Below are 20741 nucleotides of genomic sequence, written 5' to 3'. Positions count from 1 at the left end.
TGTACCATTGGTAAGTCTATTCACAGACCGGTATCCCTGTCTAACAGGTCACACTTTAGGGGGGTCTCCCGGATCTGCACCTGAACCACTAGTGTGTGGAGGGTGACTGTGATCAAATCCCTGGGAAAGCTCGTCCTGTCCACAGCACTGGTCGGCATCCTCATCGCGCTGGCCATCGCCCCCGTCGCCGGCGTCAGTGGCGTTGCCGTGGCCAGGACGAACGACACGATGCAATCGGACATCCAGGATCTCACCAACGGCGAGGCCCCTGGTGTGAGCACCATCTTGGATGCCAAGGGCAACACCCTTGCCTATATCTACGAGCAACGCCGCCATCCGGTGCAGCCGGATGAAATCTCGGATGCCATGAAGCAAGCGGCCGTGGCCATCGAGGACCGCCGTTTCTATGAGCATGAAGGCGTCGATCTGCAGGGCAATCTGCGCGCTTTGTGGACTAATTTATCCGCAGGCGGCGTCTCCCAGGGTGCATCGACGCTGGACCAGCAGTATGTAAAGAACTATCTCCTCTTGGTCAATGCAACGACCGACGAGGAACGCCAGGCCGCGACGGAACAGTCCGTAGCCCGCAAGCTACGCGAGATGCGCATGGCCACGGATATCGACGCCAAGCTGTCCAAGGATGAGATTCTGGCTAATTACCTCAACCTCGTGCCCTTTGGCAACCACGCCTATGGCGTTGAGGCTGCGGCCCGCACCTACTTTGGTACCAGTGCCGAGAACCTCACGGTACCGCAGGCAGCGATGCTCGCTGGCATGGTGCAGTCCTCGGAGTATCTCAACCCTTACACCAATGAGGAAGGCGTCATCGAACGCCGCAACATGGTGCTCCAGGCCATGGCCGACACCGGCTCCCTCTCCCAGGAGGACGCCGATTCCTTTGCCCAGGAACCCCTGGGTGTATTGGATAGCCCCGATACCCTGGCCAATGGCTGCATCGGCGCGGGCGATCGCGGTTTCTTCTGCGACTACGTGTTGGAATACCTCGACGAAAAAGGCATCGACCGCGAGCACCTGACACGCGGTGGCCTGACCATCAAGACCACGCTTGACCCCGATGTCCAGGACCAGGCGCTCAACGCGGTGCGCAGCCATACCGCCCCGGATGCGGAAGGCGTGGCGGAGGTCATGAACGTCATCCAGCCCGGCACCAGTACCCGCAAGGTGCTGGCCATGGTCTCGTCACGCACCTACGGGCTCGACCTCAACAACAACGAAACCCTCCTCCCCCAGCCGAATTCGCTAGTGGGCAACGGTGCCGGTTCGGTGTTCAAGCTCTTTACTGCCGCGGCCGCCTTGGAGGCAGGCTACGGCATTAAGGACAAGCTGGCTGTACCTAAGCGCTACGAGGCGGAAGGGCTAGGATACGGCGGCGCTGCTAACTGCCCGCCCAACAAGTACTGCGTGGAAAACGCCGGCAGCTATGCCCCCACGATGACTATGCAGGACACGCTGGCCTACTCCCCCAATACCCCTTTCATCCAGCTCACCGAGCAACTGGGCGTCGAGCGCTTGGTCGACATCGCCGTCAAGCTCGGCCTGCGTTCTTATGAGGAACCCGGCAGCTACGACGGCGAGACTTCCATCGCCAACCACATCAAGGAATCCAACCTGGGTTCCTTCACACTCGGCCCCACAGCAGTGAACGCGCTGGAGCTGTCCAATGTGGGTGCGACGGTGGCCTCGCAAGGCATGTGGTGCGAGCCGAACCCCATCGAGGAAGTCACGGACTCCCACGGCAACGAGGTCTACCTCAAGCACACGCCGTGCGAGCGCGCAGTGGGCAAGGAAGTAGCCAAGGCCCTGGAAAACAACATGACGGCCGATACCGAAAAGGGCACCGCTGCCGACTCGGCACGCGCTGCCGGCTTCAGCGGTCAGGCCGCCGCCAAGACCGGTACCACGGAGTCCAACCAGTCCTCGGCTTTCTTGGGCTTCAACTCGGCCGTCGCTGCCGCACCGTATATCTACAATGACGGGACCACCACGAGTCCACTGTGCACCGGCCCCGTGCGCCAGTGCGCTAGCGGCAACCTCTTTGGCGGCAAAGAGCCGGCGGCAACCTTCTACACGATGGCTGCGCGCGTTCCCGCGGCCCAGAAGGGCACGGTGCCGGACTATGACCGCGCCTATGACTCCGGTACGGTATCGCCGCTTATCGACGGCCTGAAGGGCAAGTCCGAAAGCCAAGCCCGGTCCGCTCTGGAGAAGGCCGGCTTCGTAGTGAAAACCACCGAGGTTCCCGCACCCAGTGTGGGCTACGGCAAGGTGGTTCGCGTCATCACCGGCCCATCCGGCGCGAAGAAGGGCTCGGAGGTCACGCTCCAGCTTTCCGACGGCTCCGCAAGCGACTCCTCTTCCGCAAACTCGGACCAAGCAGCTTGGGACTCCACCTACGGCGCACCCCCTGCCCCAAGCGGTGACGGCGCCGGCACTGGTGGCGGCCAGCCCTCGCAGTCTGAGCCGTTATTCAGCCAAGAAGATGTCGACCGCTTCACGAATGACGTGCGGAGCTTCTTCGGGCTCTAGCGCCGAGCGCTAGAGCGTGGAAAATCGAGCTAAAGCGTGAATATCGAGCTAAAGCGTAGAACGGACTAGCGCGCGAGAAGGCGGGCTCTAGTTAAGGGCGGCCTTCACCGCGGTAGACAGGCGCTTGCCGTCGGCGCGGCCAGCGGCCTTAGCGGTGGCCACCTTCATGACGTTGCCCATCTGCTTGATGGTCACCGGCTCGCCGGAATCCTTCTCAACCTCGGCGATAGATTCAGCGACGAGGGTGTTCAGGGAGTCGTCATCAAGCTGCTCTGGTTGGTAAGCCTCGAAGAATGGGACGTCAGCAAGCTCTTCCTCCGCCAGCTCCGGGCGGCCATTTTCTGCATAGACCTCTGCGGATTCGCGGCGCTTTTTAATCTCGCGGGCGATGACCTTGAGGATGTCCTCATCGGTAATCTCATGGCGAGAACCAGTCGTTTCCTCCGCCTGGATGGCAGACAGCAGAGAACGGATGGCGCTCGTACGGGCCTTGTCCTTGGCCTTCATCGAGGTCTTGAGGTCAGCACGGATAGTTTCTTTCAACTCACTCATGCCCTTCAATCTACGCCTGCCGGCCCAGGTAGTGTGGTGAGGGTGAAGATTTACCCTGTCCTTGGCGGACTCGCCGCCGCTGGTCTGGGCACTGCCGCATGGGCGCATTCAGAGCTCACCAAGTTCGAGCTCAAGGAGTACACCCTGCCGCTACTGGAGCCCGGTACGCTGCGCGAGGAGTCCGAGTTTCGTATCCTGCACGTGTCCGACCTCCACATGATTCCGGGCCAACGCGCCAAAATCGAGTGGGTCTCGGGGCTTGATGCCCTTGACCCGCACTTGGTGATCAACACTGGTGACAATCTCTCCGACGAGCGCGCCGTCCCCGAGGTACTCCGCGCCCTGGGCCCGTTGCTGAGCCGCCCGGGCATGTTCTGTTTTGGTACCAACGACTACTGGGCGCCGCGCATCCCGAATCCCTTCAACTACCTGGTCGGAAAGAAGAACGAACCTTCCTACGTGAACCTGCCCTGGAAGGGCATGCGCGCGGCCTTCCTCGAGCACGGCTGGCACGACGCCAACCAGGCCCGCGTAGAGTTCAAGGTCGGCGACGTCCGCCTCGCTGCCGCCGGCGTGGATGACCCACACCACGACTTGGATGACTACTCAGAGATTGCCGGTGCGCCGAACGAGGACGCCGACCTTTCCCTGGCACTACTGCATTCCCCGGAACCCCGCGTCCTGGAGAAATTCGCCGCCGACGGCTACCAGCTGTCCCTGTCCGGGCACACGCACGGCGGCCAGCTCTGCCTGCCTTTCAAGGTAGCGGGCTCGCGCTCCATCGTGACCAATTGTGGCATCGACCGCGTTCGCGCGGAGGGCCTGCACCGTTTCGGAGAGATGTACATGCACGTCTCCAACGGACTGGGCACCTCGAAGTTCGTTCCCTTCCGCGTGTTCTGCCGCCCGTCGGCCACTCTCCTGCACATCACCGAGAAGGCCGCCTAGGGATACCCCCTACACGCTGCCGTTTTGTCCTTTCAGGCTGGGGTGCGTTACAGTAATCCGGTACCGCTTAGAGCGAGACACCGGGATATGGCGCAGCTTGGTAGCGCGCTTCGTTCGGGACGAAGAGGTCGCAGGTTCAAATCCTGTTATCCCGACCACAAACCCGCAGGAAACTGCGGGTTCTTTTGTGTTTTCACCGAGCAGCAGGTGCCGACGGGCAGAGCCGCCTGCCCTGCCTAGAAACTTGAAGAACCACCCGAACCAGAAAAGCCCGAGCTAAACCCGCTGTTGACGCCACCGCTGCTGGAGGAGCTATCGCGGGCGGTGGTGGCATCGCTGTCCCAGGTACTCACAACGTAGAAGGGCACGTAGCCGTGGTAGCCGGAGCCGGCGAAGAAATTGGAGTCATAGATACGCGTGCGCTCCGGCCGCTCATCGGCCTCATTGCGCTTCTGCAGCTGAGACTGAACGTGTTCCGACAAGAGCGCGGAGCGGTCCAAGAGCTCCAAGTAGCGTTCCATGAACTGCGGATGATTCGGTTCCTGGGACAAAGCAACGGCGGCACCTTCCAGCTCCTTGGCGTGACGCTCCAGAGACGAGTCGATATCCGCGGCCAAGTATCCTGCCTGGGCCAGGTCTTTACCCAACTCATAGAGCTCGAAGCGGCGGACATCGACATCAGCGTCTTCGATTCGGCGCAGCTTTTCAATGTTGACTTCGGCGGTTTCCACGCGCTCACACAGTTCGCGCGCGTGAGCGATGGGTTCGGCATGCGAGCGGAACTGGTCATCCGGCGCGTCAGCCGGTATCGACATAAGGGATCCCACCTGGGCATCGATGGCCAGGAAGTCATCGCGCAGGCCCTCCCAGTCCTCACGTAGGCGCTCATCTACCAGCCCCGATTGCAGCGAGTGCGCCCGGATATCGATCTCCCTCAGACGCTGCGCCACATCGGTATAGGTCTGCGACACGTAGTCCCAATCCTCGCGCGCCTGCTGCGCCTTCTTCTGCCGGCTGCGACGAGCACCGCCGGCGATGCCCGCGCCCGCGCCACCAACGCTCAGTCCCGCCGCCCCCAGGCCAATGGCCGCCCCAATGCGCCCATTTTTCGCGCTCTCATACTGGGTATCCGCAGCACGGTCCACATCGATCGCTGCCGCCGCACCCGCAAAGAGACCAGCAGGGATGTTGTCATCCCGCACGCCCGGCTTAATGGCTTCGATGGACTGCTCCAAATGGCTGTCACCCTTGCGCAGCTTCATCCGATCGGCCACGTCCTCACCCACGAAGATGAAGGCCTGTCGCGGGTCAAGGCCTACGCCGACGAAGACCTGACCATCGGCAAACTTGTCCTTGCCAATGAGCTCCGGGTGATGATCGCGCAGGTACGCCTCCACGGAGTCGTTGACGTTTTCTTTGTTCTTGGCAAAGACCATGTAGTGCAGCCCCTGGACCACGTCGGGGGCGGCGATCCGGGAGACATCGCCGAGCATGCGCTCTTCTTCCTCCGGGGAAAGCATATCGTCTGGGTCCATGATGTCGGCCTGCACCTCACGCTGCGCGGGCTGCATGAGAAAATCGGAGCGCTCTGGCTCATCGAAGACCGCCAAGCTCGTACCCACACCGATTCCCCCAAGCAGCAACCCGCCCACCAGGGCCGTACCAATAATCGCGCCAACGGAGGTTATTTTGGGGCCGCGGCTGGCAGCAAAAGGTTTGATATCGCGGGAGTCGGTCACGGTGATCTCCAATTCCTGAGCGGTCGTTTCCGCCAACTTTACCCCCACAATTGGAAACGACGCGGTGCCCCTACAGCAGCCGCGTCGCCCCTATTCCCTATCACTCACAACGGATTGGAGAAACCGTTTGCCTACCCCCCTAAGTAGGCTTTGTGAGCGCCTCTCACTCTAGCACTCTTTTCATTCACAGCGGTAGCAAAATCTGGAAATGCACGTAACGTATCTTGACACTTATGCGATGTGCCGTCCGCAGACCTGTGAGCTAGGCCTTTTCTTTGCCTTCCCGCCCGGCGGGTGCGCCTACGAGCACGAAGGCCGCGACCGCGATCACCCCCAAAATAGCCAGGGCTGTCCACAGCTGCGGGGACTGCCCACCATTGCCCGCCACGGTAATGGCGGAGGTTGCCCATTGCATGGGGAAGAGGTGTACGAGCGCGCTCATCGCGGCGTTGAGATCGGTGCCGGTCGACGCCGCCTTCCACGCCCATCCCACGACGCCGACCTGTGCGACAGCAAGCACACTTCCCAGGAACCAGCCGCCCGCACCAAGCCAGCGCACCAGCGCGAACACCATGCTTGCCGACGCCACCCCAGCCCCCGCCGCCGCAAGCCCCGCCCAGGCCACCGCGGCCGCGGTCACGCCGGTAGCCAAAAGAGCCACGAGCAGGCCCACGACAACACCGATGAGCACCGCTCCGCCGAGCAGCACGAGGATACGGCGGTCGACGCGCGTGAGCAGAGCACCAATAACGCCCCCGCCCAGAACCGCAATAGCCGCAAGGAGCATAGCGACGATGGGGCTCAGCAGCTGAGCGGGCTCGGCACCGGCCTCAGCGGGCCCGGCGACGGTCGGCATCGCACGCTGCGCTCCCTGCACCTTGGTCTGATTCTGCTTGGCCATGCCGTCGACCTTTTCTGCTCCTTCCACAAGCTTGTCCACGCCCTTAAGAGCCTCATCGACCTTGGCATTGAGCTCACCAATGCCAGCATTGAGCTGTTGTGCGCCCTCCGTGGCTTGGTAGACACCATCGTGATAGGCATAGCCGCTCACGGACAACTGGTTGGAAAGCTCGCGCGAGCCATCCTTCAACTGCGTCAGTTGGTCCTGAATGGACTGATCAAATTGGAAGTTCTCCACTTGGCTGCGCAGATCACCCAGCTGCGAGCGGATGTTCTTTGCCTCCGCCGAGTTATTCCCTTCCAGGTCCTTGAGGGTGCCGTCGATTGCCTGCAGGATCTGTCCGCGAACCACCCCGAGACCGATGACTTGGTCGACGGCTCCGCCGACGCCGTCGGCCAGCTCAGTAGCGCCGTTGCCCAGCTGCGCGGTGCCGGACTGCAGCTGCACAAGCCCGTCATAAAGCTCTTGCGAGCCGCCAGCCAGCTTGTCTACTCCGCCGCCGAGCTCGCCGGCGCCATCCTGCAGATCGCCGGTGCCATCGGCAAGCTGCTGCGCGCCATTAGCCAGGAAGCCGGCCTGGGCATTGGCTTCGGAGAGGGCTCGGGCGACGTCGTAAAGCTCAGCCGGATCGATGGTGCCATCGCTGGGCGCACCCGCCTGTTCCTGGGACCAGGTCTCGGCTGGTTGCCATTCGGATACGGCGGCGACGGCCGCGCCGATGATGAGCGGCAGGATGAGCACGAGGGTGAGGATGAGAGCGCGGGCGCCAATTTTCCGGTTGGCATCTGCAGGGCTGGCTAGGCGTGAGGTCATGTAAAAGAAACTATCGTTCACGCTGCGCAAAAGCGGTCAGGCGCGCGGAAAAGCCCCGCCAGGAACTAGCTTTAATGAACTAGACCGGCGGGGCTTTTGAAGCCACGAGATTAACTCACTGAGGTGGTATTACTTCTTTTCAGCGAAGAGCTCGCGCACGCGCTTGCCCAGCTGCGGGGAGACAGCATCCCAGTAAGCGTAGATGCGCTCCTCGGTCTCCGGGGACACGCCTGCCATGGCATTGGTGATGTTGTCTGCCAGACGCTCCTTGGCGCCATCGTCGTAGACGTTCTCGTACAGGTCGGTGGCCTGTACGGTGTCATTGTCTTCAGCGTGATGGACGTAGGGCGCGCGAACCAGGTCGATACCTGCCGGGTCCGGGTTTACGTAGAGGTCCGGCGCGGTGGTGGTCTCCTGCTCCTTGAAGCGCAGGTTCTCATCACCGTCGAGGTAGCCGCCGCCCTTGGCGTGGCGGTTCGGGGAGTAGACCGGATCCTCCGGGGCGTTGAACAGGTACTGCATCGGGCCCTCGTGCTCGTAGGTGTTGACCTGGTTGAGCGGCTGGTTCACCGGCAGCTGCTTGTAGTTCGGTCCAATGCGGTAGCGCTGCTGGTCGGAGTATGCAAAGACGCGTGCCTGCAGCATCTTATCCGGGGACAGGCCAATGCCCGGGACGATGTTAGACGGATCCAGGGCAACCTGCTCAATCTGCGCGAAGAAGTTGCGCGGGTTGCGGTTGAGCACGAAGTATCCGACATCTACCAGCGGGTAATCCTTCTTGGACCAGGTCTTGGTCAGGTCGAAGGGGTTGAAGCGGTACTCCTCAGCCTCCGCCACCGGCATGATCTGAACCTTGACGTCCCAGACCGGGAAGTTGCCTTCCTCGATGGCGTTGTAGAGGTCCTCGCGGTGGTAGTCCGCGTTCTTACCAGCGATCTCCGTGGCTTCGGCGTCGGTGAAGTTCTCCACACCCTGGCGAGTCTTGAAGTGGTACTTCACCCAGAAGGCATCGCCGGACTCGTTGACCCACTGGAAGGTGTGGGAGCCGTAGCCGTTCTGGTGGCGGGTGGTCTTCGGGGTACCGCGGTCACCCATGAGGTAGGTCACCTGGTGGGTGGTCTCCGGGTTGCGGGTCCAGAAATCCCACTGCATGTCAGCATCGCGCAGACCGTTGGTGCCTAGGCGCTTCTGGGAGTGGATGAAGTCGGGGAACTTGATGCCATCACGAATGAAGAAGACCGGGGTGTTATTACCCACGATGTCGTAGTTGCCGTCCTCAGTGTAGAAGCGCAGCGCGAAGCCGTGGACGTCACGCCAGGTATCCGGGGAGCCTTGCTCGCCGGCGACGGTGGAGAAGCGGCCCATCATCGGGGTCACGGTGCCCTTCTGGAAGAGCTTGGCCTTGGTGTAAGCGGAGACGTCCTCAGTAACGTGCAGCTCGCCGAAGGCACCGTGGCCCTTGGCGTGCGGGGTGCGCTCCGGCACGCGCTCGCGGTTGAAGTGTGCGAGCTTCTCAATAAGGTGGATGTCATTGAGCACGACCGGGCCGTTTTCGCCTGCAGTGATGCTGGTGTTTTCCGTTGCAATGGGCTGACCGGACGGGCGGGTAGTGTTCGGGCCGCCCGGGGCGCGCTGCCCCTTGTCTAGAACCTTGTCTGCCGCGGACTCATTCGAAGCGTTAGTCATGGGGTTAATGCCTCCTAGATCGGTTGATAATTTGCTTTACATTATCAATCACGGACCTTTCATAGTCTACCCATAAAAAATGACCTGCGCAACAGTTTTTAAGGTTGCCAGAGCTCACAGACTTAAGCCCCTAGTGCCCGAGCTCCCCGCCCCCCGACTGGTAAGTTATGGGAGGTGAAACGACACTCCGAACGCGACGATGCGCGCGTCACCGACCTCGCCCTCAAGGCGGGCCGCGGCGACCGCGCAGCCCTCACGGAGTTCATCAAGTCCACCCAAGATGATGTCTGGCGCCTGCTCGCCCACCTCGGCGGCCCAGACATCGCGGACGACCTCACCCAAGAAACCTACTTGCGCGTCATCGGCGCACTCCCCCGCTTTGCCGCCCGTTCTTCAGCACGCACGTGGCTGCTTTCGCTTGCCCGCCGCGTGTGGGTGGACAACATTCGCCACGACATGGCCCGCCCGCGCAAGTCCGCCACCGAGTACGAAGACGCCGCCGCCCTTACCACGACCCCGGAGAGCTCGGGCACGTGGAGCGAGTGGATCGACGCCCGCGCGCTTATCGACGCCCTCCCAGAAGACCGCCGCGAAGCCCTCATCTTGACCCAGGTTTTGGGCTACACCTACGAGGAGGCCGCGAAAATCGCCGGGGTTCGCGTGGGTACAATTCGCTCCCGCGTCGCCCGCGCCCGCAAGGACCTCATCGACCAACGCGGCTAATCGTTATCGAGCCGTTACAAATCGGCTTTGCCGGTCATAGAACCTGCACCTACATGCACCAAACGGCAAATTCTTGCACCCCCGCCACTGCCTATCCTGGAAGAAACCGCAGTCCCAGCTGGAAAATACCTATCGAACACACCTAATATTTTTCGAAGCACACGTGATAAATCGATAGTCGAACCGGGCCCGCGAGGCTTTCCCATTTGCCCGCACCACACCTTGGGTAGTGATGGCATCCCCCGGCGCGTGTGAGATTGAGAGACCTCTTTACTTTATGTGGAAACGCGCAGCGGCCATTTCCATGGCCTTCATTGGTGTCGTCGTCGGCGCCGGCTTTGCCTCCGGCCAGGAAGCAATCCAGTACTTCGTGGCTTTCGGAAACATGGGCCTATGGGGCGTACTCCTTGCAGCCGCCCTCATGATCATTACTGGTGTAGCCATTTTGCAGCTCGGTTCCTATTTTCAGGCAGACGAGCACACGGCCGTCTACGACAAGATTAGTGGCCCCATCGTCTCCCGAGTGCTGGACTGGGGCACCCTAGCCACGTTGTTCTCTATCGGCTTCGTCATGTTCGCCGGTGGTGGCTCGACCATCAGCCAGCAGTTTGACGGCGTGCCCATTTGGGTGGGTGGGGCCGTCATGCTCGTGCTGGTCCTGCTGGTAGGCCTCCTCGATGTGGATAAGGTCAGCAACGTCATCGGCGCAATTACGCCCTTCATCATCATCTTCGTGGTTCTGGCCACGGGTTATACCATCATCGTTACCGACGTGGATTGGTCCTGGGCCAATGACTATGCCATCAACAATGTGGAGAGTCCCCTCAACAACTGGTGGCTGGCCGCGCTGAACTACACCGGCCTCAACGTCATGTGCGCGGTCTCGATGTCCATCGTCATCGGCGGCAACATCCTGGATAACCGCGCCGTCGGTGTTGGCGGCCTCATCGGTGGCTTCTTCTACCTGCTCCTGCTCGCTCTCCTCGTGGTCTCTCTCTACATGGTAGCCCCGGACGTTCACGAGCAGGACCTGCCGGTACTCTCGCTGATCAATAACGTGAACCCAATCCTGGGTTACTTCATGACGTTCATCATCTATGGCATGGTCTTCAACACCGCTATCGGCATGTTCTACGCCATGGGCAAGCGCCTCACCCGTAAGAAGCCGAAGCTCTTCTACCCTGTCTACGCAGGCGCCTGTGTCGTCGGCTTCATCCTCTCTTTCATCGGCTTCAAGCAGCTGGTCTCCAGCGTCTACCCGATTCTGGGCTGGATCGGCCTGCTCATGATTGCCGTCATGGTCATCACGTGGATTACCCAGCGTGACAAGATCACCTCCGAGTCTGACCGCCGCGTGCGCGCCCGCACCCTGGTCAAGCGCCGTCTGGACCCACGCGAGCACTTCACCAAGAAGAACGAGCGCGAGCTGCGCAAGCTGGCAGCGGCCTCCAACATGGAAACTGAAGAGTTTGTCTCCACCGTCGCCGATGAGATCCACGAGGAGCTCGAGGCTGACGATGAGATTGAATACGACCGCGAGGACCCGGATCCCTCCGTGACCTTTGTGGAACACACCAAGCCCGAGGTCCCGAAGGACTAATAGGGTTAAGGGCAAAGCGGCCAAACCAGGCCGCTACTCCCTAAATAACGCCACTCAGCAATTAGATGCTCTAGCCACTAAAACGATGAATGCCCGCGGTAGGGGCGTTCCCCCATACCTTCCCCGGTATGAGGGCCCTACCGCGGGCTTGGTGCACGCAGCACAAGTAGTTCCTAGTTGGAATCATCCTGTACGCTACGGCGTCGCGTTAACCAGAAACCAACGAGCAACAGCACGGCACCTACGCCTACCACGCCGAGGACGTTTGCACCGGTATTAACCAGCCTTGAGGGCGGGGTGTTCTCGTTTGGTGGCACCGGTTGCGTCGGCGGGACCGTGGCCGGCGGGGTGACCGTAGATGGCGGCGGAGTGATTCGTGGCGTGGTTGCCGGCGGGAACGGTGGGGTGGTCGTAGTCGTCACAGTAGTGGGAGGCGGCGGGGTTTCCCTCGGCGAGTCCTTAGAAATCACTACCGCGTCACATTGCCATTCCTTGGATTCCTGACTTGCGGAACCTACCGGAACTACGATCAGAAAGTCTTTAGAGAACCACTGGCCTTCCACTTCTTTCGTGGGGCCCTCCTCATGCACCAGGTACAGGCCTTCCTGTAAACCGGTAGCAGTGGCACGACCGCGGGCATCAGTAACGATTTCTACGGAGTCACCAGAGAGAAGCTTCTTGGCCTCCCCCACGGAAAGCTCTCGTGCCTTCTCCTGTCCCTCGCGCGTGGTGATATCTACACCTTCGATGCGGGTAACAGAGAAGCGGAAGCCGGAAACTAGGTGCTCAGGCAACGCACTGAGCGGTTTGTTTTCGTAATCTCCGCGCGGGGTTTTCACAATCGTTAGCGTCGCGGCACCGGCGCAATCGATGCTCTCTAGAGAAAGACCATCGGTGTTGCCCGTGACCGTACGTGCTTCGGCCACGCTCACACCCGAAATCAACAGACCGGTCACTGCGCAGGCCGCAAGCCCTGCACCCATCTTCGAACTCAGACCGTGCGTCCTCATTGCTGCGATTGACATTATTGCTTTACCTCGCTGGGAAAATTGGTGATTAAAGAAAGTTTATTAAGAACAATGACTACAAAGGCAGTGCAGTTTCTAAGATTCATGCACACCCCTTTCAGCTACCGTGCGACGCCGCTTACGGGCTAAGCGGAACGCCCCGAGCAACATGAGGAGAATCAAAGCCAGAGCAGCACCAATAGCTAGCTTCATCCACCATTGCCACACTAGAGCATCACCGCCCAGGGCCTGTTCGGCTTCGGCGGGATCGAAGTCCACGCGCTCAGCTGTCACGAGCAAGCGGTGTGTATTAATTCCATAGGGAGTGCACGTTACGAGTGTGACGAGATCCTTCCCCTCTTCAGGGGCCAAGCGGTCAAGCTGGTCCGGGAGGATGACCTCTGTGTCACGCACTTCGTACTTCAAAGTTTCGCCAATATTGCGAATGAAGATTGCATCACCAACCTGGACATCTTCCAAGTTGTCAAAGAAGGTGGAGTTTTCAATACCAGAATGAGCCGTCAAAACGGTGCGCCGACCTTCACCGCCGAGCGGCAGCGCCGTACCGAAGAGGTGCCCCACGCCTTTAAGAAGAGTGGTATCACTCGTGCCGTGATAGATGGGCAAGTTCACGTTGATGGAAGGAATAGCGATCTGCCCCATAGCTGGGAAATCATCAAGCACCTTGAGGTACTGCTGATACGCTTCGCTGTCTGTTGGCGCCCCGCTACTCCATGGATCCTCGAGACTCACACCCGTATGTGCCTCATCGAATGCCCGCGCCTCCGCCAAAGCAGCGGCGGCCTGCTCCGGAGACACTGCAGAGGAGTCATCCGAGAACTGGCGGGCCAGTTTTGATTGCTCCCAGTTATTCATTTGCGTGGCCACTACAGGGTAAAGCAGGATGCCCACGCCAAGCAGCGCACACAGCACCATCACGATGGCGGCCACACCCTTGCTGCGGTTCGACCGTTTCCTGGCTGTCGAGCGCGATGGGGATTGCAAATTAGAGGTTGTCATCTGAATTACTTTCTAACTGCTCTTCCCCTGAATCGGACTCATTGCCGGACTCATTCTTCTTTGTCTTGGCCGGAACCATATAGCCCGCGCGCCAGAACAGGAACGCTAGGAGCAAGAAGCCGCCGATGAGCGCCACGGCCCACCATGGGAATCCCACCTTGCTGGCACCGCGAGCAGCATCGATATCAGATTGCGGGGTCGGAGTAACCCTTTCGGCGGTAACCAGAATACGGTGTGTGTTAATTCCCAGCGGCGTACACGTTACTAGCGTAACCAAGTCACGATTCGGATCCGCTTTCAAAAAGCGGGTGTTTTCTGGGTGCACCACGCGTGTTTCACGGATTTCATAGGTTAAAACCTGTCCCGCGACCTCGATGGTAAAGCGGTCACCAATTCCTACCTTGTTAAGGTTCGTGAACATCGTGGCATCCGCTAATCCGCGGTGAGCGGTAATGACGGAGTGCGTGCCTAGCCCTCCGACAGGCAGCGACGTACCTTCAAGGTGGCCGGCACCTTTATTGAGCACCTCATCGGAAGTTCCGTGGTAGATAGGCAAGTCAACGTCAATTTCCGGGATACGAATGCGGGCCATGACATCGGTTCCGTCGATGCGTAACTGGTCCTTGTAGGACATACCGTCCTCATCCAGGTCACCGGTACCGCGCGGCACGTTGGCAAAAGCGTCCAAGGCTGCACCGGCGCTGAGCCGGTCGTTGTAGCGATGCGCTAATTCAATGAGTTGACTAGCACTAAGCGGCTTAGCGTTGTCCAGTTTTGAATCATAAAGGTCAACTAAGCGTGCCTGTTCGCGCGCGCTAAACCAAGACGCGGTGGTGGGATACAGACCAACAATCAAGCCGGCAAAGGCCGTCAGGCAGGCAAACAAGGCAAGGCCCGAAAACGTCCAGGTCTTCTTGTCATCCTGTTCATTTTCTGAAGGAGACGCAGGGCGCTCAAGAAGGGGTGCTGCCATGAAAGTATCCCATTCGTTAATACAGTGCAGAATGCAATTTTGAGATGTAGATAAAAAGACTAGGGAGGAATAGGCCCTCCCGATTGAGGGCCTATTCCTAGCACGGATTATCCGTGTTTAGGCCTCAGCGCGGCGGATGAAGACAACGCCAGCACCGACAGCCACTACGAGCAGCAAACCGCCCAGAACCATGAGCATGATAACGCCCTTGCCACCGGTCAGCGGCAGTTCAGGGGTATCACGCTTAACGTTTTCGACCTTGGAATCGTACTTTCCCTGAGCGGTCTGACCAATGGTGACCTTCACAGGGAAGAGCTGGTTACCGTCAGTCGGGGTGACGAAGCCAGACGGTGCCTTGGTCTCTACGAGGACGTAGCAACGGAACTCTTTAGACTTCGGATCGTTCTGATCATCAGAAACGAACAGGCCCTCGAAGTGAACGTTACCGTTCTCATCAGACTTGACAACAAGATCTTCGCCCTCGACGCCGTTCTTCTTTACCGCGGTAGCGTTCTCGTCGTACTCCGGGGAGCACTCGCCAGCCGGGTACGGATCCTTCGCCGGGTAGATCTTGAACTCAGCGTCCTTCAACGGCTTCTGGGTGCCCTGGTCAACCTTTTGGATTTTCAGGTCGCCCCAGAACTGCTTCACCAGCGGGGTACCACCCGGAGGGGTGGTCGTAGTCGGCGGGGTGGACGGCGGAGTGGTCGGCGGAGTGGTACCCGGGGTCTCCGGCGGGGTGGACTCACCCGGGTTCGAAACGGTGTCGGAGTACACGTATGCCATGTTGAGAATACGGCCGAAGTTATCGCCCTCACCAAGGTTGTCGAGCTGACCAACAAAAACAACCTCAAGCTCTTGGCCTGCAGCGTTCTTCAGCTTGCCCAGGCCCTGCTGGGTCAGGGATACGGTTACCATCCAGTCCTGAATAGCAACAGTGTAGTCGTCGGAGGTCAGGTCGACGCCGCTGAGCTTCACGCTAGCGACCTTCAGGCTCTTCTTGTCGAAACGGGTATCCATCGGATCCACGACCTGGAAGTACTTGAATACGCGATCCCCAGCGATCTTCGGAACGGTCGCGGTCACTGGGAAGTGAACCTCGGAACCGATGTTCAGGCCATAGGAAGCCTGACCCTTAACGGTCTTGCTCAGCTCGGTCTTACCGTTCTTCGGGAAGACGTTGACGTCATACAGCCAATCCTCGGAGCGCTTACCCAAGCGATCGTCGTTGGCCTTGGTGTCCGGGTAAGGCAGGGTGACAACGAACGGCGCTGCGCGGTCAATGATGTCAGCTGGAGCATTGGTCTCAACGACGACGTAGGCAGCGAGGTCAAGGTCCTTGAGCGTAGCTACGCCACCGCCCTCGGTGGTCACGGTCTTAACCTTCACAAGGTTTGAATCAGCCTCCGGGTCCGCCGGGATCTTGTAGGAGTTTACCTTTTCCCAGTCCTCATTCTTGGAGAGATCAATGTCCTTGATCTTGTAGATGGTGAACTCAACGCCATCAATGCCCTCGGCCGGCTTACCTTCGTAGACACCGGTGGCCGGGTCACCTACAGCGGAGGTGCCGTCCTGGTGCAGGTGCTTCTTGATGGTGAGGCTGCCCTTTTTGGTGAAGTCAATGTTGCCGAGTTCAGCAGTCTGGGAGGACTCCGCAGTCGGCTCCTCACCGAGAGCAGTCGGAGCAGCGAAGCCAGCACCGGTGACAATGAGAGCAGAGGCGCCGAGCGCGCAGGCCAGACGACGGCCGATCGTGGTGCTCTTTACACGCATATTAATTTCCTTTCGGACCCCTCTTTCCACTGTGGAAAGGGGGTAAGAGATTTGATTAGGGGAATTAAAAGCCATGGGAGGCTTTGTAGTTTGAGCGATTAGCTGTTACGACGTCGCATTACATGCGCGCCTCCCATCGCTGCCGCTAGAACCCCGAGGAGCGCACCGAGGAGTTGGTACAGGTACGCACCTCGTCCGCCGGTTAGTGGCAGCTCAATGCCTTTACCAAGTTCGTTAACAAACGATCCGGCCACTACAACCTCCTCACTGGTTCCATCATCTTTAATTTCGAAATAGTGTTCTGTGGCATCCAGCTTGTAACCAGCCGGTGCCTTGGATTCCACCAACTTGTACTTTCCGGCCTTCAGATCCTTGACAAGGAACTTGCCTGGCGTTTGATCAGCGTCAGGGCCTGCACAGTCCGCCTGCTCACAGTCGGTGACTTCAAGTTCAGTACCCTTGATGGGCTGGTCCTTGTCATCGACCTGCACCAGCGACCACTCAGAGCCAGCAAGCAAGGTGGTCTTATCTGCCTGGACCTTGGTCCAAGAGACCGCGCCCTTGATGGGCTTGTTCTCCACCGGGTCGAGCTCGATGACCTTGCCGACCGTTTCGGCGTTAACCTCAACGGTCCAGGTCTTGTCTGCAGCGATATAGCCTTCCGGAGCCTTCGTCTCCTTGAGCTCGTACTTGCCACCACCAAGCTTCTCTACCTTGAGGTAACCATCGCGGTCGTCGGCATCGTTCTTTCCGTTATCCACGATGACGATCTTGTTGTCCTCATCGAGTGAATTATCAGAATTCAGCGGTGTCAAGATCCACTCAGAACCGGCCAATACCTTAGCCTTATCCTCTGCATCGACCTTCGTCCATGTGACGTCCGACTCCACCTTGTCATTCACGCAATTTCCCAAGGAAAGGTTCGTGGAGAGATTCTCACGAGTGAGAGAGAATTCCTTACCTTGCTTGAGCTCCTCAGAGATGATGTAGCCCTGCGGAGCCTTGGTCTCGACAAGACGGTAGTCACCTGTTGGGATGGTTACCTTGAACTTTCCTTCGTCAGAGTCTTCATCCTTCAGCTGCTTATCCTTGAGCTGATCAGTGGCATTATCAACAACGGTGTAGGCATCAGTCCACCCGCCTTTATCATCCTTGCGCTGGATCTTCCACTCGGAACCACCCAAGAGCTTAGATGTGTTAGCGGAATCGACCTTATTCCACGTCACCGTGGCCTCATCCTTGGTGTTGGCAATCTTGCCAACGGGGATGCGGACAGCATTGTTTTCTACCTTGTACGGCATTGGCTGCGATTTGCCGTCTCCATCTTTAGTAACACTGTAGTGATTCGCATCTACGACAATGGTGAACTTGAGGTTTTCTTCCGCAAGGTAACCTTCCGGCGCCTTGTGCTCCTCAAGGGAGTACTCGCCTTCACCCAGATCATTAACTGAGAATTTACCAGGTGCTGGATCGAGGTCCCCATCCTTGGCACAGGGAGCCTCCACACAATCCTTGATGATCACCTCAGCAGCTTTACCCTTGGGATCGGACGGCTTGTAAGTCAGCTTCCACTCGGAGCCGGCCAAACGGTTTTTATCGTCAGCAGCGTCGACCTTTTCCCATTCAATACGGCCCTTGTAGTTATTTACTCTGCCTTGAACACCGATGGTCGCCTCAGGTTTGTCCTCCGTTACCTCGAACTCGAAAGTCGGTTGAGTATTCCTATAGCCCTCTGGGGCCTTGGTTTCTTCAATCACCCAAGTACCAAAATCGAGTCCCTTGACTTCAAAGGCGCCTGGAAGTTTGTTGGCATCTCGCCCCTTGTAGCCATCTTGACCCGTGTTGTCCTCAATGAGAACACCAGGTTGCTCTAACTCGCTACCATTCTTCTTGTAAAGCTTCCATTGGGAGCCGCCAAGCAAGAGGTTATCCTTCTCTGGGTCAACCTTGTCCCACTTCACGGAACCCTGAAGCTTCTCATTCAAGATTCGGCCCAAGTTGAAAGTATTAGTGTCCTTATTGTATCGATTCAGCTCATCAAATGAGTCGTAATGAATACCATCACGGTCGAAAGTAAATTTGATCGGCTCGGTAAGCTTCTCATACCCCTTAGGAGCTACGTCCTCACGCAGGTAGTACGTTCCGTATTCTAGGGCGGTCACACGGAATTTCCCAGTTGCGTTGTCGGAGTCAGCACCAGCAGCTTCACAGCCTTTTTCCGTTAGCTCACAGTTAGCAAAGTTATCGTAGCTAATGCCGCGGTACCTAGGGATAACTTCCTTGTTTTCATCCAGAAGGCTCCACACGGAACCACCCAGGGAAATAGTGTTTGATTCCCCAGTCTCTGAGTCAGTTTCCCTAGCCACCTTGGTCCAACGCAGATCACCACGGTAAGGCTCGTTCGTGATAGTACAGGAGATCTGCTTGGCTTCGCCCTCAGGAATCGTTACATCCCAGGCGCGCTCATCATTCGATCCTCGAGTCTCGGAGTCAGGAACTGGATTAATATTGTCGGGCGGCAACGAGTCCCCATCCTGGTCAACACACTCAAGCTTAGGTGCATGATCTTTGTCCAGCGTGTAATACTCAAACTTTGCGTTCTCGTATCCTAGATCAGCTGTAGCCACCTCACTCACACGGAAAGTCTTGCCTTGTCGAGCAACAATCGGACCAGCGATGCGTGACTGAACACCAGCCTTGTCACCGTCAGTCACGTTCCAAGTCAAACGATCCCACTTCTGCTGCGTACCATTATCTCCATAGATTTCTAGCTGGAACTGGTCGCCCTTTGCAGCGCGCCCCCGAGGAAGGTTTTTCTGCAGCTCAAGGGTAGAAAAGTTTGTACAGGAAGCCAAGTCGGTTTGACCGCCGAACAGCCCGTAGGCTTCACCGCCGTTCTCGAAACGAACCTTAGCCTTTCCTTGTATAAAGCTCTTTGTGTCGCCGCTTGTTTCACCCGTCGTAGGGTCAACCATCACATAAGTAACCTTGGGATTGTATACGTTTGCTGAGGTAATCTCTACCACAAGTTCGCCATTCGCCAAGAAGGCAATGCCATTGGTCTGGGTATTCCGACCGGCAATAGCTCCAGCAGGAAAGTTCAGCGTATTCGCGAATTGCGAGTCAATCTGCCCGCCGTTCGCCCCGTCAAGGTTTTCAGAGGTCACCGGCACAATTTTGTATTGGGAATTGCCCAAAGGGTTATAGAGAATATACAGGTTTCCCGCAGGGTCAAAGGCAATATCGCCATTCACTGCCGCTTTAGCCGTTGAGTTCCAAATTGGAATGTCACCAACATGTTTTACAGAAGTCCCATCATAAGAGTAGAGACGGAAACCTTGAGTTGCCGTGACATTAGCCCGTACTTCCGGGGAATAGTACTTATAGCGTTTACCATTGTTATAAAAAGGGTAGGCTAATTCCCCATCGGCGCCAATGTAGTACTTTCGGCCATTATTTGAATCCTTATAGTAACGACCTAGGACGCCCACCTTATCGTCGCTATATAGCTCAGTAACATTAACACTAGGAGGAAGTTCGTTAGTATATTTTACCGCCTCGAGTACTTCTCCTCTACCTTCCTTGATTGGGGCCTTTCCTTCACCGTTTTGGCCGTAGACAAAATAGCCGCCAAAATAATACGTATCATCAGGAGCTACCGCACCGGTCACCAAAGACAGGCGCTTTTCTAGCGTGTAGCTCGCCTCCAGCGTGGAGCCATTTTTGTCGGCAGTGCCGATAATCAAGCTACCGTCAAGGCCGTCATTACCCCCGTCCAGCCTCCTGTACGCATAGGCCGTTTGACCGTCACTGGTAATTCCAAGACCGTTCCACGCCACCTGTCTGCCTTGCTCATCCCATGAGACATACGGATCCCCATTTCTGTTGTAACCTATTCTGAATCTATCGTTCCTAAAATTAAAGCCCGGGTTCTTAATGGTCGGCGTTTCCCAGTTATCATTGTCAACGTTAAATTCCAGAATCTCGCCCCACTTGTGGATGGCGTAGAAGGTTCCAGCCTCACACTTTAGGTCAGAAGACTGGCCCGCACGCACAGCCATAGGCTGCATGAGTTCACCGAATTCGAGCTCATCGGCGTCAAGCTCGCTCGCCTCAGACTGGTCCACTTCGAGTTGCTCGACGGCACCTGCATCCGCATCAACAGAGTCCTGCTCAACCACCTGCGAATCATCCGCAGAGAAATCATCATCCAGGTCAAGGGAGTCTGAAACGGTTGCATCGACATCAACGTCGAGCTCCGATCCCTCCTGGGCGCCCGCCACAACTGGGCCAGCGATGAGAGATCCGGACACCAGTGGAACTAAAAGTGCGGCGCTAAGACGCCTAAGAAAGCCATATCGCTTTCTCTGTAGGTTTTTAGTCATAAGAGGCTTTCTTTCTTGCGTTCCCGTCGATAGACGGAGAAGTCACAGCAAACGAGAGTTACGGGAGCATGCTC

General features: G+C 58.0%; 13 protein-coding genes and 1 tRNA gene. 5 read left to right on the top strand and 9 right to left on the bottom strand.

Annotated elements, in window-relative coordinates:
- The first annotated feature begins 102 nt into the window (after window positions 1-102).
- Window positions 103-2547 (top strand): transglycosylase domain-containing protein, encoded by a 2445-nt coding sequence (locus CAURIM_RS01035; RefSeq protein ID WP_236659342.1) that lies wholly within the window; start codon window positions 103-105, stop codon window positions 2545-2547.
- An 87-nt stretch (window positions 2548-2634) separates the two neighbouring features.
- On the opposite strand, the gene CAURIM_RS01030 is transcribed toward CAURIM_RS01035, so the two are convergent.
- The gene (locus CAURIM_RS01030) at window positions 2635-3099 is read right to left on the bottom strand and encodes a GatB/YqeY domain-containing protein (RefSeq protein WP_010189970.1); all 465 of its coding nucleotides are present in this window, start codon (window positions 3097-3099) and stop codon (window positions 2635-2637) included.
- A gap of 42 nt (window positions 3100-3141) precedes the next feature.
- On the opposite strand from CAURIM_RS01030, the gene CAURIM_RS01025 reads away from it, so the two are divergent.
- Both CAURIM_RS01025 and CAURIM_RS01020 read left to right on the top strand, forming a co-directional pair.
- Entirely contained in the window at window positions 3142-4047 is a 906-nt protein-coding gene (locus CAURIM_RS01025; RefSeq protein ID WP_201828790.1) for a metallophosphoesterase, read from the top strand.
- Window positions 4048-4128: 81 nt separating this feature from the next.
- Window positions 4129-4205: transfer RNA gene (locus tag CAURIM_RS01020), tRNA-Pro, on the top strand.
- A 78-nt stretch (window positions 4206-4283) separates the two neighbouring features.
- On the opposite strand, the gene CAURIM_RS01015 is transcribed toward CAURIM_RS01020, so the two are convergent.
- From CAURIM_RS01015 to CAURIM_RS01005, 3 genes are all read right to left on the bottom strand, one after another.
- The gene (locus tag CAURIM_RS01015) at window positions 4284-5822 is read right to left on the bottom strand and encodes a hypothetical protein (RefSeq protein WP_236659343.1); all 1539 of its coding nucleotides are present in this window, start codon (window positions 5820-5822) and stop codon (window positions 4284-4286) included.
- A 226-nt stretch (window positions 5823-6048) separates the two neighbouring features.
- A complete protein-coding gene (locus CAURIM_RS01010; protein WP_010189975.1) occupies window positions 6049-7500 on the bottom strand; it encodes a membrane protein in 1452 nt (483 codons plus the stop codon).
- 129 nt (window positions 7501-7629) lie between these two features.
- Window positions 7630-9186 carry a catalase gene (locus CAURIM_RS01005; protein WP_010189976.1) on the bottom strand — a complete coding sequence of 519 codons (1557 nt, stop codon included), beginning with the start codon at window positions 9184-9186 and terminating at the stop codon, window positions 7630-7632.
- 174 nt (window positions 9187-9360) lie between these two features.
- Between CAURIM_RS01005 and CAURIM_RS01000 the strand changes: the two genes are divergently transcribed.
- Window positions 9361-9909, top strand: a complete 549-nt coding sequence (locus tag CAURIM_RS01000; RefSeq protein WP_010189977.1) for an RNA polymerase sigma factor — start codon at window positions 9361-9363, stop codon at window positions 9907-9909.
- Window positions 9910-10186: 277 nt separating this feature from the next.
- A complete protein-coding gene (locus tag CAURIM_RS00995) occupies window positions 10187-11509 on the top strand; it encodes a YkvI family membrane protein (RefSeq protein ID WP_010189978.1) in 1323 nt (440 codons plus the stop codon).
- A 173-nt stretch (window positions 11510-11682) separates the two neighbouring features.
- Here the strand turns inward: CAURIM_RS00995 and CAURIM_RS00990 are convergent, their stop codons facing one another.
- The 5 genes from CAURIM_RS00990 to CAURIM_RS00970 form a co-directional block, all read right to left on the bottom strand.
- Window positions 11683-12534 carry a hypothetical protein gene (locus tag CAURIM_RS00990; RefSeq protein ID WP_012714769.1) on the bottom strand — a complete coding sequence of 284 codons (852 nt, stop codon included), beginning with the start codon at window positions 12532-12534 and terminating at the stop codon, window positions 11683-11685.
- A gap of 78 nt (window positions 12535-12612) precedes the next feature.
- Window positions 12613-13536, bottom strand: coding sequence for a class C sortase (locus CAURIM_RS00985; RefSeq protein WP_012714768.1), 924 nt, complete (start codon window positions 13534-13536; stop codon window positions 12613-12615).
- Window positions 13523-14509, bottom strand: coding sequence for a class C sortase (locus CAURIM_RS00980; RefSeq protein ID WP_010189981.1), 987 nt, complete (start codon window positions 14507-14509; stop codon window positions 13523-13525). Before CAURIM_RS00980 ends, CAURIM_RS00985 begins: the two co-directional genes overlap by 14 nt.
- Before the next feature lie 117 nt (window positions 14510-14626).
- Complete coding sequence (locus CAURIM_RS00975) at window positions 14627-16282, bottom strand: SpaH/EbpB family LPXTG-anchored major pilin (RefSeq protein WP_010189982.1); 1656 nt, start codon at window positions 16280-16282, stop codon at window positions 14627-14629.
- Between the two features lie 98 nt (window positions 16283-16380).
- Window positions 16381-20667, bottom strand: coding sequence for an MSCRAMM family protein (locus CAURIM_RS00970; RefSeq protein ID WP_012714767.1), 4287 nt, complete (start codon window positions 20665-20667; stop codon window positions 16381-16383).
- Window positions 20668-20741 lie beyond the last annotated feature (74 nt).

This window comes from Corynebacterium aurimucosum (genome assembly GCF_030408555.1).
Lineage (GTDB): Bacteria > Actinomycetota > Actinomycetes > Mycobacteriales > Mycobacteriaceae > Corynebacterium > Corynebacterium aurimucosum.
This window is presented reverse-complemented; position numbering and strand designations above follow the sequence as displayed.

Bases quoted from the DNA above. Each gene is read 5' to 3' on its own strand.
- CAURIM_RS01030 (WP_010189970.1), bottom strand. From the start codon at position 3,099: ATGAGTGAGTTGAAAGAAACTATCCGTGCTGACCTCAAGACCTCGATG.
- CAURIM_RS01010 (WP_010189975.1), bottom strand. From the start codon at position 7,500: ATGACCTCACGCCTAGCCAGCCCTGCAGATGCCAACCGGAAAATTGGC.
- CAURIM_RS01005 (WP_010189976.1), bottom strand. From the start codon at position 9,186: ATGACTAACGCTTCGAATGAGTCCGCGGCAGACAAGGTTCTAGACAAG.
- CAURIM_RS00995 (WP_010189978.1), top strand. From the start codon at position 10,187: ATGTGGAAACGCGCAGCGGCCATTTCCATGGCCTTCATTGGTGTCGTC.
- CAURIM_RS00990 (WP_012714769.1), bottom strand. From the start codon at position 12,534: ATGTCAATCGCAGCAATGAGGACGCACGGTCTGAGTTCGAAGATGGGT.
- CAURIM_RS00985 (WP_012714768.1), bottom strand. From the start codon at position 13,536: ATGACAACCTCTAATTTGCAATCCCCATCGCGCTCGACAGCCAGGAAA.
- CAURIM_RS00980 (WP_010189981.1), bottom strand. From the start codon at position 14,509: ATGGCAGCACCCCTTCTTGAGCGCCCTGCGTCTCCTTCAGAAAATGAA.
- CAURIM_RS00975 (WP_010189982.1), bottom strand. From the start codon at position 16,282: ATGCGTGTAAAGAGCACCACGATCGGCCGTCGTCTGGCCTGCGCGCTC.
- CAURIM_RS00970 (WP_012714767.1), bottom strand. From the start codon at position 20,667: ATGACTAAAAACCTACAGAGAAAGCGATATGGCTTTCTTAGGCGTCTT.